General features: G+C 75.0%; 16 protein-coding genes. 3 read left to right on the forward strand and 13 right to left on the reverse strand.

Translation table 11 applies throughout. The annotated features are described in order from the left end of the window. Window positions 1–397: 397 nt before the first annotated feature. The 6 genes from ACFW6A_RS21910 to ACFW6A_RS21935 form a co-directional block, all read right to left on the reverse strand. Window positions 398–592: a hypothetical protein gene (locus tag ACFW6A_RS21910; protein ID WP_351855024.1), complete on the reverse strand. Its 195-nt coding sequence runs from the start codon at window positions 590–592 to the stop codon at window positions 398–400. A 118-nt stretch (window positions 593–710) separates the two neighbouring features. Beyond that, window positions 711–1,379, reverse strand: coding sequence for an ATP-binding cassette domain-containing protein (locus tag ACFW6A_RS21915; RefSeq protein WP_351855027.1), 669 nt, complete (start codon window positions 1,377–1,379; stop codon window positions 711–713). Then, entirely contained in the window at window positions 1,372–2,364 is a 993-nt protein-coding gene (locus ACFW6A_RS21920) for an ABC transporter ATP-binding protein (protein ID WP_351855030.1), read from the reverse strand. Before ACFW6A_RS21920 ends, ACFW6A_RS21915 begins: the two co-directional genes overlap by 8 nt. Continuing rightward, on the reverse strand, window positions 2,361–3,197 hold the full coding sequence (locus tag ACFW6A_RS21925; RefSeq protein WP_386642168.1) for an ABC transporter permease: 837 nt from the start codon (window positions 3,195–3,197) through the stop codon (window positions 2,361–2,363). The genes ACFW6A_RS21920 and ACFW6A_RS21925 overlap by 4 nt, the downstream gene beginning before the upstream one ends. After that, window positions 3,190–4,182, reverse strand: a complete 993-nt coding sequence (locus ACFW6A_RS21930; protein ID WP_386642171.1) for an ABC transporter permease — start codon at window positions 4,180–4,182, stop codon at window positions 3,190–3,192. Before ACFW6A_RS21930 ends, ACFW6A_RS21925 begins: the two co-directional genes overlap by 8 nt. After that, window positions 4,179–5,798: an ABC transporter substrate-binding protein gene (locus tag ACFW6A_RS21935; RefSeq protein ID WP_351855037.1), complete on the reverse strand. Its 1,620-nt coding sequence runs from the start codon at window positions 5,796–5,798 to the stop codon at window positions 4,179–4,181. Before ACFW6A_RS21935 ends, ACFW6A_RS21930 begins: the two co-directional genes overlap by 4 nt. A 124-nt stretch (window positions 5,799–5,922) precedes the next feature. Between ACFW6A_RS21935 and ACFW6A_RS21940 the strand changes: the two genes are divergently transcribed. Next, a complete protein-coding gene (locus tag ACFW6A_RS21940) occupies window positions 5,923–6,588 on the forward strand; it encodes a methyltransferase domain-containing protein (protein ID WP_351855039.1) in 666 nt (221 codons plus the stop codon). Window positions 6,589–6,628: 40 nt separating this feature from the next. Here ACFW6A_RS21940 and ACFW6A_RS21945 read toward each other — a convergent pair whose 3' ends face one another. The 4 genes from ACFW6A_RS21945 to ACFW6A_RS21960 all read right to left on the reverse strand — a co-directional run bounded on the left by ACFW6A_RS21945 (window position 6,629) and on the right by ACFW6A_RS21960 (window position 10,527). Beyond that, a complete protein-coding gene (locus ACFW6A_RS21945) occupies window positions 6,629–7,723 on the reverse strand; it encodes an acyl-CoA dehydrogenase family protein (RefSeq protein ID WP_351855041.1) in 1,095 nt (364 codons plus the stop codon). Then, entirely contained in the window at window positions 7,720–8,904 is a 1,185-nt protein-coding gene (locus ACFW6A_RS21950; protein ID WP_351855043.1) for an acyl-CoA dehydrogenase family protein, read from the reverse strand. The genes ACFW6A_RS21945 and ACFW6A_RS21950 overlap by 4 nt, the downstream gene beginning before the upstream one ends. After that, window positions 8,901–9,869 carry an NADPH:quinone oxidoreductase family protein gene (locus ACFW6A_RS21955; RefSeq protein WP_386642174.1) on the reverse strand — a complete coding sequence of 323 codons (969 nt, stop codon included), beginning with the start codon at window positions 9,867–9,869 and terminating at the stop codon, window positions 8,901–8,903. Before ACFW6A_RS21955 ends, ACFW6A_RS21950 begins: the two co-directional genes overlap by 4 nt. A 70-nt stretch (window positions 9,870–9,939) precedes the next feature. Further along, window positions 9,940–10,527, reverse strand: a complete 588-nt coding sequence (locus ACFW6A_RS21960) for a helix-turn-helix domain-containing protein (RefSeq protein ID WP_386484768.1) — start codon at window positions 10,525–10,527, stop codon at window positions 9,940–9,942. A 67-nt stretch (window positions 10,528–10,594) separates the two neighbouring features. Here ACFW6A_RS21960 and ACFW6A_RS21965 point away from each other — a divergent pair, with 67 nt between their 5' ends. Further along, window positions 10,595–11,557, forward strand: coding sequence for an NAD(P)/FAD-dependent oxidoreductase (locus ACFW6A_RS21965; RefSeq protein WP_386642177.1), 963 nt, complete (start codon window positions 10,595–10,597; stop codon window positions 11,555–11,557). Window positions 11,558–11,821: 264 nt separating this feature from the next. Beyond that, window positions 11,822–12,601: a VOC family protein gene (locus ACFW6A_RS21970; RefSeq protein WP_386642180.1), complete on the forward strand. Its 780-nt coding sequence runs from the start codon at window positions 11,822–11,824 to the stop codon at window positions 12,599–12,601. A 48-nt stretch (window positions 12,602–12,649) separates the two neighbouring features. Here ACFW6A_RS21970 and ACFW6A_RS21975 read toward each other — a convergent pair whose 3' ends face one another. From ACFW6A_RS21975 to ACFW6A_RS21985, 3 genes are all read right to left on the reverse strand, one after another. Next, window positions 12,650–13,402 (reverse strand): PIG-L deacetylase family protein, encoded by a 753-nt coding sequence (locus tag ACFW6A_RS21975; RefSeq protein ID WP_386642183.1) that lies wholly within the window; start codon window positions 13,400–13,402, stop codon window positions 12,650–12,652. Beyond that, window positions 13,399–14,331 (reverse strand): SIS domain-containing protein, encoded by a 933-nt coding sequence (locus ACFW6A_RS21980; protein ID WP_351855057.1) that lies wholly within the window; start codon window positions 14,329–14,331, stop codon window positions 13,399–13,401. The genes ACFW6A_RS21975 and ACFW6A_RS21980 overlap by 4 nt, the downstream gene beginning before the upstream one ends. A gap of 137 nt (window positions 14,332–14,468) precedes the next feature. Continuing rightward, on the reverse strand, window positions 14,469–15,776 hold the full coding sequence (locus ACFW6A_RS21985; RefSeq protein WP_386642187.1) for an alpha/beta fold hydrolase: 1,308 nt from the start codon (window positions 15,774–15,776) through the stop codon (window positions 14,469–14,471). Window positions 15,777–15,790: the final 14 nt, after the last annotated feature.

Raw genomic sequence — 15,790 nt, forward strand, 5'->3', positions numbered from 1 at the left:
TTTTGGCACGCTGTTGAGTTCTCAAGGTGCGGACGCTTCCTTCGTTCCCGTTTCCGGGCCCTCCGGGCGCTTCCTTCGTTTCCGACTCTATCAGACCCTTTCGGCGTCCGATTCCCAGTCAGCGGGATATGTCTTTCCGGCCGTTGGGCCGTTCCGACGAGTGAGACTTTAGCGGATTCCCCGCCCCCGATGCGAATCGGGGGTTTGGATCCTCATTTCGCAAAAACGAACGGAAAACAGAACGGCACGAGGAATCGTGGTCGTCAGGCTTGTTGGTTCTTGCGGAATGGTCGTCCGGGGCCGACCGGAGTCGGTACTCACGTCGGACAACCCCAAGAACACTACGCATCGGGCGAGGCCGTGTCAACCCCGGAGGTCGGGCGCCCCCTGCGGGTGATCAAGGACGGAGGCTGGACACGACCTCGGCGGTGGCGGCCACGCCGTTCTGGATCGTGGGGGCCATGCTCGTGCCGGCCAGGAAGAAGCCGAGCAGGGCGCAGACGATGGCGTGGGTGACCTTGAGGCCGCCGCTGCGCAGGAAGATCACGGTCAGTACGAGGAGCAGCACCACCACGGAAACGGAAACGGCCATCGGTCTCACGTCCTTCGTCTGCCGCACCGGAATTGCGGCGTTCGGCGGACAGTGTGGCGGAATGGGCGACCCGTCCGGGGGAACGGCGGGGCGGCCATACGGGTGAGATCCCTGTGGATCATGTGCCGGAGGCGGGGAGGCAGTCCTTCCACTCCACCGTGCGGTCGCACCAGCGGTTCAGGAGGACGCGGTCGTGGCCGACCGCGAGGAGGCCGGCGCCGGTCTCCCTGCGGTAGGACTCGACGGCGGCGACGAGGGCGGCCGTGGTGGAGGCGTCGAGCATCGCGGTCATCTCGTCGCAGACGAGCCAGCGGGGCCTCAGGCTGAGCGCGCGGGCGAGGCAGGCGCGCTGGAGCTGTCCGTCGCTGACCGCGTGGGGGCGGCGGGTCAGGAGTTCCGGGGTGAGGCCGACGGCGGGGGCGAGCTCGGCGACGCGGGCGGCCGCCTCGGCCTTGCGGCCGGTGGCGCGCAGGGGCTCGGCGATGAGGTCGGCCAGGGAGAGCCGGGGGTCGGCGGCGGTGCGGGGCTGCTGGAAGACGACGCCGACGGCGGTGCGCTGCTCGCGGGGGGCGCGGTGGCGCCAGGCGGTGACCTCGGTGCCGTCGAGGACGAGGCGGCCGGCGTCGGGACGGTGGAGGAGGGCGGCGACCCGGGCGAGGGTGGACTTGCCGCAGCCGCTGGGGCCGAGGAGGCCGACGGACTCGCCGGGGGCCAGGGTGAGGGAGGCGCCGCGGAAGACCGGCTTGCGGGGTTCGTAGCCGGCGGTGACGGAGTCGAGTTCAAGCACGGGGCCGCTCCGGGTGGTGGCAGGCCACGCCGGCGCGGAGGGCCGGGACGGTGGCGCAGAGGTCGGTGGCGCGGGGGCAGCGGGCGGCGAAGGCGCAGCCCTCGGGAAGGTCGGAGAGTTCCGGGGGCATGCCGGGGACGGGGGTGAAGGCGCGGTCGGGGAGGGCGTCGAGGAGACCGCGGGCGTAGGGGTGGGCGGGCCCGGTGGTGCCGAAGAAGCGGTGGGCGGGGGCGATCTCCACGATCCGGCCGGCGTACATGACGGCCACCCGGTCGGCGATGCGGGCGGCGGCGGTCAGGTCGTGGGTGATGAGGAGCAGGCCGCGGCCGTCGTCGGCGTGGCGCCGCAGTTCGTCGGCGGTGCGCTCGACGAGGTCGCGGTCGAGGCCGGTGGTGGGTTCGTCGGCGAGGAGCAGCGGGGCGTCGCCGATGAGGGCGAGGGCGGTGGCGGCGCGCTGGGCGAGGCCGCCGGAGAGTTCGTGCGGGTGGGCGTCGAGGTGGGTGGCGGGGAAGGCGGCGCGGTCGGCGGCGTCCTCGGCGGCCTTGCGGCGCCCGGCGCGCGGGGTGCGGGTGAGGGCGCGGACGGTCTCCTCCAGGTGCGCCCGTACGGTGCGGACCGGGGTGAGGTGGGCGGCGGGGCTCTGGGGGACGAGGCCGACGCGGCGGCCGCGGACGGAGCGGGCGAGGGTCTTCTCGTCGGCCGCGAGGAGGTCGGTGCCGTCGAGCAGGGCCGTACCGCTGGTCTCGGCGTTGCCGGGGAGGAGGCCGAGGAGGGCGGAGGCGAGGACCGATTTGCCGCAGCCGGACTCGCCGACGAGGGCGAGGCACTCCCCCGGCGCCAGGTCGAAGTCGGCGTCGGTGACGGCGGCGACGGTCCGCCCGCCGCGCAGCCGGAACCGGACGGTGAGGCCGCGGACGCTGAGGAGGGCGTCCTCGGCGCGTTCGGCGGTGACGGCGTCGAGGGCGCGCGCGAGGCGGGCGTTCACAGCATCAGCTCCGATCGGCGGCGGGGGTTGAGGCGGTCGCGCCAGACGCCGGCGAGGCCGGCGAGGGCGAGGGTGGGGACGATGAGGAAGAGGCCGGGGAAGAGGGTGGGCCACCAGGCGCCGGAGAGGAGGGAGGAGCGGGCGGACTGGACGAGGTTGCCGAGGCTGGCCTGGTGGCTGGGGAGGCCGAGGCCGAGGAAGGAGAGGGCGGACTCGTGCCACATGGCGTGCGGGACCATCAGGACGGCCGCGAGGCCGGCCTGCGGGAGGACGGCGGGGAGCAGGTGGCGGGTGGCCACGCGGCGGCGGGAGGCGCCGCCGGAGATCGCGGCCTCGATGTGGGGGCGGGTGCGCAGCGAGAGGACTTCGGAGCGGACGATGCGGGCGGTGGAGAGCCAGTGGGTGACGGCGACGGAGGCGATGACGGGCCAGACGCCGGGGCGGAAGAGGGCGACGACGAAGATGCCGAGGAGGAGGTGGGGGACGGAGGAGAAGGCGTCGACGAGGCGCATGAGGGTGCGGTCGGTCCAGCCGCCGAGGGCGCCCGCGGCGGCGCCGACGGCGGTGCCGAGGACGGTGGCGACGAGGGCGGCGACGAGGCCGACGAGGAGCGAGACCCGCAGGCCGTAGACACAGCGCAGGAGGAGGTCGCGGCCGACGTCGTCGGTGCCGAAGGGGTGGTCCCAGGAGGGCGGGAGGAGCTTCTGGGAGAGGTCGACGGCCTGTTCGTCGAGCTGGACGAGCGGGGGGACGAGGAGGACGGCGAGGACGACGGCGCCGACGACGAGCGCGGAGGTCCACAGGCGGAGGCGGTGGGTGCGGGGGTCAGCCATCGAAGCCCACCCTCGGGTCGGCGAGTCCGTAGAGGAGGTCGGAGAGGAGGTTGCCGAGGAGGACGGCCGCGGTGGCGAGCACGGTGAGTGCGGCGAGCAGCGGGAAGTCGACGGCGGTGGCGGCCTGGACGGTGGCGGCGGCGATGCCGGGCCAGCTGAAGACGGTCTCCACGAGGAGGGCTCCGGTGATGAGCTCGGGGACGCGGGAGCCGATGAGGGTGAGCATCGGGAGCATGCCGGAGCGCAGGGCGTGGCCGGTGAGGACGGTGCGTTCGGCGAGGCCGCGGGCGCGGGCGCCGCGGACCGGGTCCTCGTCGAGGGCGTCGCCGACGCCCTGGCGGACGTACAGGAAGAACCAGGGGAGCTGGGAGACGCCGAGGACGAGGGCGGGGAGGACCAGGTGGCGGGCGACCTGGTCGGGGGTGACGGTGTCGCTGGCGGTGTCGGTGAGGCCGCCGGCGGGCAGGGCGCCGAGTTCGAGGGCGAAGAACCAGATGGCGAGGAGGCCGAGCCAGAAGGCGGGGGCGGCTTCCAGGGTGTAGGCGAGGGCGCTGGCGCTCCGGTCGAGGAGGCCGCCGCGGCGGCGGCCGGCGAGGACGCCGAGGAGGGTGCCGAGGGCGATCGCGACGAGGAAGGCGGTGACGGCGAGGAGGACGGACCAGCCGAGGCGTTCGGTGATGACGTCGGCGACGGGGCGGCGCATGACGGCGGAGTCGCCGAGGTCGCCGGTGGCGGCCGAGGCGAGCCAGTCCCACCAGCGGGTGAGGAGGGGCCGGTCGACGCCGAGGTTGTGGCGGAGCTGGTCGAGGTTCTCCTGGGAGGCGGTGAGGCCGGCGGTGCCGGCGTACGCCTTGACGGGATCGAAGGGGGAGGCTTCGGCGACCGCGAAGACGGCGAGGGTGACGCCGAGGAGGACGGGGACGGCGGCGAGGGCGCGCCGTCCCGTCATCCGGGCCATGGCCCCCCAGGGGAGGCGGCGGCTCACTTCTTCGTGTCCCCGGTGTTCTTCTTGGGCTGCCAGGTCTCGACGTTCCACCAGGGGCCGGCGGCGAGGCCGTGGTCGTGGGGTTCGACCTGGGTGCTCAGGCCGTCCCAGGAGTCGTTCACGACGTAGAGGTGGTCGATGTGGGTGAGGAAGGTGTAGCCGGGGTCCTTGGCGAGTTCGCGCTGGACGGTGTCGTACGCGGCCTTGCGCTCGGCCGTGTCGTTCGTGCGGCGGGCGTCCTCCAGGGCGCGGTCGACGGTCTCGTTGTCGTACCAGGCCATGTTGTTGAAGCCGTCGCCGGCGAGGGTGGACTTGAGCAGGAGGTACTGGTCGAAGTCGGGGTCGCCGGGGGAGCCGCCGCCGGCGAGGACGGCGTCGGTCTTCATGCGGGGTTCGATGACCTCCCAGGTGCCGGCCTGGGTCTTGATCTCGATGCCGGCCTTGCGGGCGTCGGAGGCGTAGGCGAGGGCGTGGTCCTGGCGGAGCTTGTCGCCGGAGAGGTACCAGAGGGGGAAGGAGGCGCGGACGCCGTTCTTGGCGCGGACGCCGTCGGGGCCGGGCTTCCAGCCGGCCTCGTCGAGGATCTTCTGGGCGCCGGCGAGGTCGTGGCGGCGTTCGGTGCCCTTCGCGAACCAGGGGCTGTCGGTGGGGACGGGGCCGTAGGCGGGCTTGCCGGCGCCTTCGAGGATCTTGTCGACCATGGCCTGGCGGTCGACGGCGATGTCGAGGGCGCGGCGGACGGCGGTGTCGCCGGTGACGGGGTGGTGGGTGGGGAGGGTGACGGTGCGGTAGTCGTAGGTCTTGGCGGTGTAGGTCCGCTTGGCCTTGTCGTCGGCGAAGCCGGCGGCGAGGTTGGGCGGGAGGATGGCGCCGTCGAGGTCGCCGGCGCGCAGGCGGGTGGCGCGGACGTCGTCGTCCTTGATGATCGCCATGGTGAACCTCTTCACCGCGGGGGCGCCGTTCCAGTACTTCGGGTTGGCCTTGAAGGTCAGCTTCTCGCCCTTGGACCAGCCGGTGAGGACGTAGGGGCCGGTGCCTATGGGGTGGGTGGTGAAGGCGCCGGTGTTGACGTCCTGCTTCGCGGCGACGTGTTCGGGGGCGATGGCGTGGACGGTGCGCTCGGCGAAGGGGGCGTAGGGGTACTTGAGGCGGAAGACCACGGTGTCGTCGCCGACGGCCTCGACGCTCTTGAGGGCGTCGAGTTCGGTGCGGGACGGGTTGTTGGTCTTCGGGTCGAGGATCGTCTCGTAGGTGAAGACGACGTCCTCGGCGGTGAAGGGCGCGCCGTCGCTGAAGGTGACGCCGGAGCGGAGGGTGTACGTGTAGGTGAGTCCGCCGTCGCTGACGCTCGGGAGCTTCGCGGCGAGGGCCGGCTTCAGCTTCATGTCGGCGTCGAAGGCGAGGAGGCCGTCGAAGATCTTGGAGTTGCCGTCCTTGCCGTAGCCGAGGAGGGGGCTGAGGGTGTCGGGTTCGTAGGCGATGCCGACGACCGCGGAGTCCTTGGGGCCGCCGGAGCCGGCGGTGTCGGCGCCGGGGTTCGTGCAGGCCGCGGTCGCGAGGGCGAGCGCCCCCGTGGCGAGCGCGGCGGTCGCGCGGCGGGCGGTTCGGGCGGCCATCGGGTCCACACCCCTTTTTGAAGATCAACTGCTATTGCGAACAGCATGCAATTAAACAGCATGGGTGCGGAGGGGCTTCCGACGGGGTAGTCCGCTCCGGACATCCACGAGACCGGGAGTGACGATGGGCGAGACGCACGAGGAGAACGGCCCCGCCGTGCTGGGGGCCGCCGAACTCTTCGACGGGGTGGGGCTCGACTACGAGCGGGCCTTCGGCCGGCTGCCGGCGCAGCTCGCGGCGGTCGACTGGCTGACCGCGCGGCTCCCTCCCGGCTCCCGGGTGCTGGACGCGGGCAGCGGTACGGGGCGGCCGGTCGCCGAACTGCTCGTCGCCGCGGGCCACCGGGTGACCGGGGTCGACGTCTCCGCGACGATGGTGGAGCTGGCCCGGGCGCAGGTGCCGGAGGCCCGCTTCGAGCAGGGCGACCTGCGCGAGCACACCCCGCCGGAGGGGGGCTACCACGCCGTCTGCGCCTTCTTCCCGCTGCTGATGATGGACCGGAGGGAGCAGGTCGGGGCGCTGCGGCGGATGGCGTCCTGGCTGGCGCCCGGCGGGCTGCTGGTGTCGGCGACGGTCCCCGCCGACGTCGAGGGGCTGGAGATCACCTGGATGGGGCGCAGGGCCCGGGTCTCCAGCTTCTCCGCCGAGGCGTACCTGGGGCTGCTGCGGGAGGAGTGCGGTCTGGAGGTGCTCCGTGCCGAGCTGTCGGTCTTCCGGCCCGAGGTGGCGGGCGGCGAGCCCGAGGACCACCTGTTCGTCTACGCCCGCCGGGCCGGCGAGGACGGCTGACCCGGCCGGGCACCGTCCCGGCCGGGTCGTGCGGAGCGGGTCAGGCCGGGGCCGGGAGGTCCGCCAGGGCGGCGATCACGTCCTGGTGGTGGCCGGCCGAGCCGAGGGCGAGCTGGTCGGCCTTGGCCCGCTTGAGCGCGAGGTGGGCCGGGTGCTCCCAGGTCATGCCGATCCCGCCGTGCAGCTGGACGCACTCCTCGGCCGCGCGGACGGCCACCCCGGAGCAGTACGCCTGCGCCACGGCCACCGTCAGTTCGGCGTCGGGCGCCGCGGTGGCGAGGGCGTCGGCTGCGGCCCGGGCCGCGGCCCGGGCTCCGACGAGGTCCAGCCACAGCTGGGCCATCCGGTGCTTGAGCGCCTGGAAGGAGCCGACCGGCCGGTTGAACTGGTACCGCTCCCTGGTGTGCCGGACGGTCTCCTCCAGGCACCACTCGGCGAGTCCCAGCTGCTCGGAGGCGAGCAGTCCCGCCCCGGCGAGGAGGCCGCGCCGCACCGCCGCGCCCGCCTCCGCGGGTCCGGCCAGGAGGGTGCCGGGGGCCGTGCCCGCGTCGACGACGGCGAGCGGGCGGGTGAGGTCGAGCGGGGTGAGCGGGGTGACGGCGGCCTCGGTGGCGGGGACGGCGTACAGGCCGTCGGGGCGGGGCACGAGGAGGACGTCGGCGGTCTGCGCGTCGGCGACGGCCCGCACGGGGCCGGTGGCCTCGGGGGCGGTCCGGGGCGCGGTGGTGAAGGGGACCGCCAGGACGGCGGTCCGCTCCCCCGCCGCCAGCTCGGCGAGGAGCGCGGCGGCCGGGCCGTCGGCCGCGCCGAGCGCGAGCAGGGTCTCGGTGGCGACGACGGCACTGGTCAGGTACGGGGCCGGGGTCACCGCGCGGCCCAGCTCCTCCAGGACGACCGCGGCCTCCCGGTGGCTCGCGCCCTGGCCGCCGAGCTTCTCGGGGACGAGGAGGCCCGCGGCGCCGATGCCGGCGGCGAGCGCGGGCCAGAGGCCGGCGGGGTACGGGTCGCCGGTCTCGATCCGGTCGAGCACGGTCCGGTGGCCGGCCCGGTCGGCGAGCAGGGACCGGACGGCGTCCCGCAGGGCGTCCTCGGTGTCGGAGTAGAGGAGGTCCGGCTCGTGACTCTGCTGGCTCATCGGGCGAGGTCCTTCCAGGGGACGTCCTTGTCGTTGCGGGGCTCCGGCGGGAGTCCGAGGACCCGCTCGGCGACGATGTTGAGCAGCACCTCGCTGGTGCCGCCCTCGATCGAGTTGCCCTTGGAGCGCAGGTAGCGGTAGCCCGCCTCGCGCCCGGTGAAGTCGACCAGTTCGGGGCGACGCATGGTCCAGTCGTCGTACAGCAGGCCGTCCTCGGCGAGGAGTTCGACCTCCAGGCCGCTGATGGCCTGGTTGAGGCGGGCGAAGGCGAGCTTCATGGCGCTGCCCTCGGGGCCGGGCTGGCCGGCGACGAGCTGCTGGCGCAGCCGCTCGCCGGTGAAGCGGGCCACCTCGGCGTCCACCCAGAGGTCGAGGAGCCGGCGGTGCAGGGCGTGGGTGCGCCGTTCGGGGCGGTCGCGCCAGACGGCGGCGGCCTTGCCGATCATGCCGCCCTCGCGGGGGATGCGGGCGCCGCCGATGGAGACCCGCTCGTTCATGAGGGTGGTCTGGGCGACCCGCCAGCCGTCGCCGGTGGCGCCGAGGCGGTGGGCGTCGGGGATGCGGACGCCGGTGAGGAAGACCTCGTTGAACTCGGCCTCGCCGGTGATCTGGCGCAGCGGCCTGACCTCGACGCCGGGGTCGGTCATGTCGCAGACGAAGTAGGTGATGCCCCGGTGCTTGGGCAGGTCGGGGTCGGTGCGGGCGATGAGGATGGCCCAGCGGGCGGTGTGGGCGCTGGAGGTCCACACCTTCTGGCCGTCCACCACCCAGTCTCCCGCGCCGTCCCGGACCGCGCGGGTGCCGAGGGCGGCGAGGTCGGAGCCGGCGCCGGGCTCGCTGAAGAGCTGGCACCAGACCTCCTCGCCGGTCCACAGCGGGCGCAGGAAGCGGGCCTTGACCTCGTCGGAGCCGTAGGCGAGGAGGGTGGGGGCGGCCATGCCGAGGCCGATGCCGATGCGGCGGGGGTCGTTGTCGGGGGCGCCGGCGGCGGCGAGTTCGGCGTCGACGACGGCCTGGAGGGCGCGGGGGGCGTCGAGTCCGCCGAGGCCGACGGGGTAGTGGACCCAGGCGAGGCCGGCGTCGAAGCGGGCGCGGAGGAAGTCGAGCCGGTCGGTGGTGGCGGGCGGATGCGCGGCGAGCAGCTCCCGGGTGCGCGCCTGGAGTGCGGCGGCGTCGGTCATGCGCGGGCTCCTTCCGGGAGGACGACCAGGCGGCCGGTGGTGGTGCCGTCGGCGACGCGCTGGACGGCGTCGGCCGCGCCGGCGAAGGGGACGCGCTCGGCGACGAGCGGCTTGACGGTGCCCTTGGCGGCGAGCGCGGTGAGGGTGTCGTGGCACCGGAGGACGGCGGCGGGGTCGAGCCGGGCGTAGAGGCCCCAGTGGAGGCCCATGATCGTGTAGTTCTTCACCAGGGCGTGGTTGAGGGCGGGGGCGGGGATGGTGCCGCTCGCGAAGCCGACGACGACGATCCGGCCCTCGAAGGCGACGCACTTGGCGGACTGCTGGTACGCCTCGCCGCCGACCGGGTCGTAGATCACGTCGGCGCCGCGGCCGCCGGTGGCGGCCTTGACGGCGGCGACGACGTCCTCGGTGCTGCGGTCGATGACGACGTCGCAGCCGAGGGCGCGGGCGACCGCGGCCTTGGCGGGGCCGCCGACCACGCCGATGACGGTGGCGCCGGCGGCCTTGCCGAGCTGGACGGCGGCGCTGCCGACGCCGCCGGCGGCGGCGTGCACGAGGAGGGTCTCGCCCTCCCGGAGGGCGGCGCGGCGGTGGAGGCCGAACCAGCCGGTCTGGTAGCCGATGTGGAGGGCGGCGGCCTCGGCGTCGTCGAGGGCGTCGGGGGCCGGGAGGAGGCCGGCGGCGTCGGCGAGGGCGTGGTCGGCGAAGCCGCCGTGCGGGAGGGCGGCGGTGGCGATGACGCGGCGGCCGTCCTCGGTCTCGCCGCAGATCTCGACGCCGGGGGTGAAGGGGAGCGGCGGCCGGACCTGGTAGTGGCCGCGGCAGAGCAGCGCGTCGGGGAAGTTGACGTTGGCGGCGCGGACCCTGAGAAGGACCTGGCCGGGCCCGGGTTCGGGGACGTCCGCCTCCTCGCGGCGCATCACCGCGCCGGGTTCGCCGTTCTCGTGCACTCGCCATGCCTGCATCCGTCGAGCCTCCGTCCGTACCGAGCGGTCGGCCGCATACTAAGCGGTCGCTTGCCTTCGGGGGAACCACTCAGCCGGACTTCTTGGGCCGCGCCCGTACGTGCATCCGCTCGCCCTGCGGCCCGTACAGGCTCAGGAACTCCACCGGCCCGTCGGCGGTCGGGCCGAACCAGTGCGGCACCCGGGTGTCGAACTCGGCGGCCTCGCCGGCGGTCAGCACCACGTCGTGCTCCCCCAGGACGAGCCGGAGCCGCCCGGAGAGCACGTACAGCCACTCGTACCCCTCGTGGACCCGCGGGTCCGGCTGCTCCGAGGCCTTCTCCTGGATCACCTTGTACGCCTGGAGGCCGCCGGGCTGGCGGGTGAGCGGGTACATGGTGCGGCCGTGCCGGACGATCGGCCGGGCCCGCACCCGGGGGTCGCCCACCGGCGGGGCGCCGACCAGCTCGTCCAGCGGGACCTGGTGGGCGCGGGCCAGCGGGAGGAGCAGTTCGAGGCTCGGCTTCCGCTGTCCGGACTCCAGGCGGGAGAGGGTGGAGACGGAGATGCCGGTGGCGGCGGAGAGCTCGGCCAGGGTCACCCCGCGGTCGCGGCGGACCCGGCGCAGCCGGGGGCCGACCTCGGTGAGCACGGCGTCGATGCGGTCGTCTTCGGTCATGCGTCCAGTGTTGCAGGAACGGCAAGTTTCCTTGCCGTCGATGCGGGTGCCGGGTGAGGCTCACGGCATGGACGCACCCCTGGGAGAGAGCATGGACGAGAACGCCTACGAGGTCGTGGTGGTCGGCGGCGGGGCGGCCGGGCTGAGCGCCGGGCTGATCCTCGGCAGGTCGCGGCGGCGCACCCTGGTCGTCGACGCGGGCGAGCCCCGCAACGCGCCCAGCGCCCACATGCAGGGCTATCTGTCGCGGGACGGCATGAGCCCGGCGGAGTTCCTGGCGGCGGGCCGCCGCGAGCTGCTGGAGTACGGGGTCGAGGTCCGGCCCGGTGAGGTCACGGAGGCCGTGGCGGACGGCGGGGGCTTCGCCCTCACGCTCGCCGACGGCACCGCGCTGACCGCCCGGCGGCTGGTCGTCGCCACCGGTCTCGTCGACGAGCTGCCGGAGATCGAGGGGCTGGCCGAGCGGTGGGGCCGGGACGTGCTGCACTGCCCGTACTGCCACGGCTGGGAGGTACGCGACCGGGCGTTCGGGGTCATCGCCGGTGCGGCCATGCCCGCCCATCAGGCGCTGATGGTCTCGCACTGGTCCGCCGACGTGACGCTCTTCCTGAACGGCGCCGAGGTCACGGAGGAGGACGCGCGGCTGCTCGCCGCGGCGGGCGTCACCACCATGGAGGGCGCGGTCGAGGCGATCGTGACGGAGGACGACCGGCTGACCGGGGTCCGGCTCGCGGACGGCCGGACCGTCGCCCGCGAGGTGGTCTTCGCGGCGGCCACCCGGCTCGTCGCCCGCGACGGGGTGCTGCGGCGGCTGGGCGCGGAGCTGTACGAGACGCCCTTCGGGCCCTTCGTGAAGGTGGACGAGACCGGCCGGACGAGCGTGCCCGGCGTGTGGGCGGCGGGAAACGTGACCGGCCCGACCGAGCAGGTCGTCAACGCGGCGGGCGCGGGCTACCGGGCCGGCACGGTGATCAACGCCGAGCTGCTGATGGGCGACCTGGCCGCGCGGGCGGAGGGGCTGCCCGGCTGAGCGGCGGGCTTGCCCGGGGAGGCGGACGGGACCGCCCGAGGGGGCGGGGCCCGCGCCGGGGCGGGCCGGTGCCGGTCGTCGGCGCTCGGGGCGGAGGGGCCGGAGGGCGGGGCGGGGGCGGGTGGTCCCTCGCCGGACGGTCGGTGCGCCGGTCGGATGAACCGGACCGGCAGCGGTCGCGTCGCCCGGACGGAGGCCCGAGGATCGGCCGTGGTGGCCGGAGACCGGCCCGGACGCAGGACGACGGAAGGACGGCACCCGCCCATGCTCGGCACCCGGTACACCCACGGCTCCCCCTGCTGGATCGACCTCGGCAGTCCGGACACCGCCGCCGCCGCGGAGTTCTACGCCACCGTGTTCGGCTGGGAGCACCGCTCCGCGGGCCCGGCGGGCGGCGGGTACGGCTTCTTCCAGCAGGACGGCGCCACCGTCGCCGCGCTCGGCCCGCTCACCGAGGAGGGCGCGCGGAGCGCCTGGACGGTGTACTTCCGGACCTCCGACGCCGCCACCACCCAGATGGTGACGGCCGCCGAGGGCGGCCGGGTCCGGATGCGCGCCACGGAGGTGATGGACGCGGGCCGGACGGCCGCGCTCACCGACCCGGCCGGAGCGGAGTTCGCCGTCTGGCAGCCGGGGTCGGTGAAGGGCCTGGACCGCACCTCCTCGCCGGGCACCCTCGTCTGGGTCGAACTGCACACGCCCGACGCGGAGGCCGCGCTCGGCTTCTACCGCTCGCTCTTCGAGTGGCGGTGGGCGTCGATGGAGGCGCCCGGCATGACCTACCGGGTGGTCTCCACCGCCGAGGGGGACCAGGACGCCGCCTCCTTCGGCGGCGCCGCCGAACTCCGGGACTCCGGCGAACGGACCCGCTGGATCCCGTACTTCCAGGTCGCGGACGTCGACGCCACCGCGGACGCGGTGACCGTCTCGGGCGGCGCGGTGCCGATCGCCCCGACGGACATCCCCGACGTGGGCCGCCTCGCCTGGTTCACGGACCCCGCCGGCGCCGAGTTCGCCGTCCTGGACCCGCGGCCGATGGGCTGAGACCGGGGCCCGCGGCCGAGGGAACGGGGCCGGGGCCCGGCGGGGCCGTCAGCGGGGGAAGACCTCGAACGTCACCGCCGGGCGGCCTCCGAAGCGGTCGGAGGCTCGGGAGGTGGCCGCGGTCATGAACTCCCGGACGTACTCCTCCGGTTCCTGGTCGGTCAGGGCCTCGATGTAGGCCCGGTGACAGAGGAGCGACGCGACCGCCCGCTCCAGGCCTGGGCCCGCGTCGACGGCGTGGGTGGGGGTGCTGGAGGCGGCGACGGCGACCCGGCGGACGCCGTCCCACGGCTCCAGGCCGCGCTCGGCCAGGTCGGGGAAGATCCAGCGGTTGCCGGCGTCCGCCGCCGCGTCGAGGGTGGCGCGGCCGACGGCGACGTGGTCGGGGGTGTTGCGGGGCGCGCCGGGCCCGTCGCCCCAGCCGTCGCGGTGGTTGAGGGTGACGACGAGTTCGGGGCGGTGACGGCGGATCGCGGCGGCGATGTCGCGGCGCAGGGCGGTGCCGTACTCGATGACGCCGTCGCGGTGGTCGAGGAACTCCACGGTGTCCACGCCGACGACGGCGGCGCTCGCCCGCTGCTCGCGCTCGCGCAGCGGCCCGCAGACCTCGGGGGCGAGGGTGTCGATGCCGGCCTCGCCGCGGCTGACCAGCAGGTAGACGACCTCCTTCCCGGCGTCGGTCCAGCTCGCGACGGCCGCCGCGCAGCCGTACTCCAGGTCGTCGGGGTGGGCGACGACGGCGAGGGCGCGCTGCCAGTCGTCGGGCAGCTCCGGCAGGTCGGTGGCTCCGGTGTCGATCATGCCCGCAGGATACGGGCCGCCTCGGCCGCGGTCGGGCGGAACGCCCCGGCGAGGATGACGGAGCGGGAGACGTGGCGGGGGCGGTCGGGGTTGAGGCCGCGGCGGGCGGCGAGGGCGACGGCGAGCCGCTGGGCGCGGACCAGGGCGGCGACCGGGTCGACGGCGTCGGCGGTGAACAGGGCGCCGGTGGACTCGACTTCCTCGCGGAGCCCGGACGGTGCGGGACCGAGGCACCAGACGAGGCTGGTGCGGTCGCTGATGCTGATCGGCCCGTGGCGGTACTCCATCGCCGGGTACGACTCCGTCCAGACGCGGGCGACTTCGCGGAGCTTGAGGGCCGCCTCGTCGGCGAGCCCGACGGTCCAGCCGGTGCCGAGGAAGGTGAACTGGACGCGCCGCTCCCAGTGTTGCGGGAGGGGTTCGTAGAGGGCGAGTTCGGCGTCGGCCAGGGAGGCGGCGAGGTCCACCCCCAGTCCGGCGCGCAGGAGTTGGAGGGCGGTGGTGGCGAACCGGGTCTGGACGACGGAGCGTTCGTCGGCGAAGGAGAGGTCGACCACCCGGTCGGCGAGGCGGGCGGCGGGGCTGTCGGGGACGCCGGTGAGCACGAGGGTGGGGAGCCGGCCGGCGGCGCCGGCGAGCAGGTCGACGACCTCGGTGGTCGTACCGGAGCGGGTGAGGGCCACGATCCGGTCGTAGCCGCGGCCGAGCGGGGTCCGCTCGGAGGCGGGGAAGGCGTCGGTCTCCCCCGCCCCGAGGGATTCCCGCAGGGCCGCGTAGGCGCGGGCGATCAGGTACGAGGTGCCGCAGCCGACGACGGCGAGCCGCTCGCCGGGCCGGGGCAGCCGGTCGGCGAGCGGCCCGGCGAGGGCGGCGGCGCGGCGCCAGCAGTCGGGCTGGCCGGCGATCTCGGCGGTGACGTGTGCGCTCATGGACCGAGTTGTAGCGGTCCGTGGCGGGCGCGGACCATGTGCGATCGGGGTCCGGCGCTTGGACTTTCGCGCGCGCCGGACCCGAGGGCCTGCCCGTACGTCGCAAAACCCGGGGACGTGCCCGTACGGGCTCCGCGTCAGAGCTCGTCGCGGGAGAGGGCGAGGAGCCGGTCGAGGACGCGGGGGCCGCCGGCGCGCACGCCGTCGTGCTCGAACTCGTCGGTGACCCAGGTGCGCAGCCCCCGGATCGCGGCGGCGGTCTCCAGGGAGTGGGCGGTGTCGACGTACATGTCGTCGTGGTAGACGGCGGCGGCCACCGGCACCCGGTTGGCGGCGAGCCGCTCGGGGTCGTACAGCGGGGCCCAGTCCTCCCGCCCGGCGAGGAGTCCGGCGGTCTCGCGCAGCGGTCGGAGGGCCGGGTCGGTGGTGAAGTGCCAGGGGTGGATCGTCTCGCCGGTGAGCAGGACGGGCGCTCCGGAGGCGAGCGCCGCCGCCGCGTCGAACTCGGGGAAGTCCGCGCGGACCCGCTCGGCGGCCCAGGCCGTGGGGCCCTGCCCCTGGGCGTAGATGGCCTCGTGGAGGACGGCGTAGAGCGGGTGTCCCGCGTACGAGAGGTGGGCCTGGACCTGCTCCAGGAAGGCGTCGGCGAGGGCGGGCCCGGCGGGGGTCGGCAGGAAGGCGCCCTCCAGGAGGTGGTGGAGCTGGTGGGTGCCCTCGCCGGAGCCGAGGAGGATGCCGAGGGACTGGAAGGCCTCGACGGTGAGGAGGCCGCCGCCGGGGAGGGCGACCTCGCGCTCCAGGAGGTGGGCGGCGATCGCGCGGACGCGTTCGGCGTCGCGCGGGTAGCGGGCGAAGTGGGCCTCGTTCTTGCGGCGGACGCGCGGGTAGGCGGCGGCGTAGACCTCGTCGGCGGAGGCGTCGAGGGACGGCAGGCCGCCGGTGATCAGGACCTGCTCCAGGCCCTCGGGGGCGGTGGAGAGGTAGTGGACGGCGCAGAAGCCGCCGAAGCTCTGGCCGAGGACGGTCCAGGGGGCGCCGCCGGTGAGCCTGCGGCGGATCAGCTCGGCGTCCTTGACGATGGAGTCGGCGCGGAAGTGCGCGAGGTAGTCGGCCTGGGCGGCGGCGTCGCCGCGCAGCGGGAGGGTCTGGCGGTTGGCGGGCGTGGAGCGGCCGGTGCCGCGCTGGTCGAGCAGGAGCACCCGGAACTCGCGGACGGCCCGGCCGATCCACGCCTGGCGGCCGATGAAGCGGCGGGCGCCGAAGCCGGGGCCGCCCTCCAGGTAGACCAGCCAGGGGAGCCGTTCGCGCTCCCGGTCGCCGAGGCCGCTCGCGACGATCTCGCGGGCGTACACCTCGATCTGTTCGCCGTCGGGGCGGGCGTGGTCGAGGGGGACGGGGAAGTGGTGGTCGGTGACGACGACGCCGGGCTGACGGTAGGTGGTCAACGGTGCTCCTGCTG

This window comes from Streptomyces sp. NPDC058758, assembly GCF_042746075.1.
Taxonomy (GTDB): Bacteria; Actinomycetota; Actinomycetes; order Streptomycetales; family Streptomycetaceae; genus Streptomyces.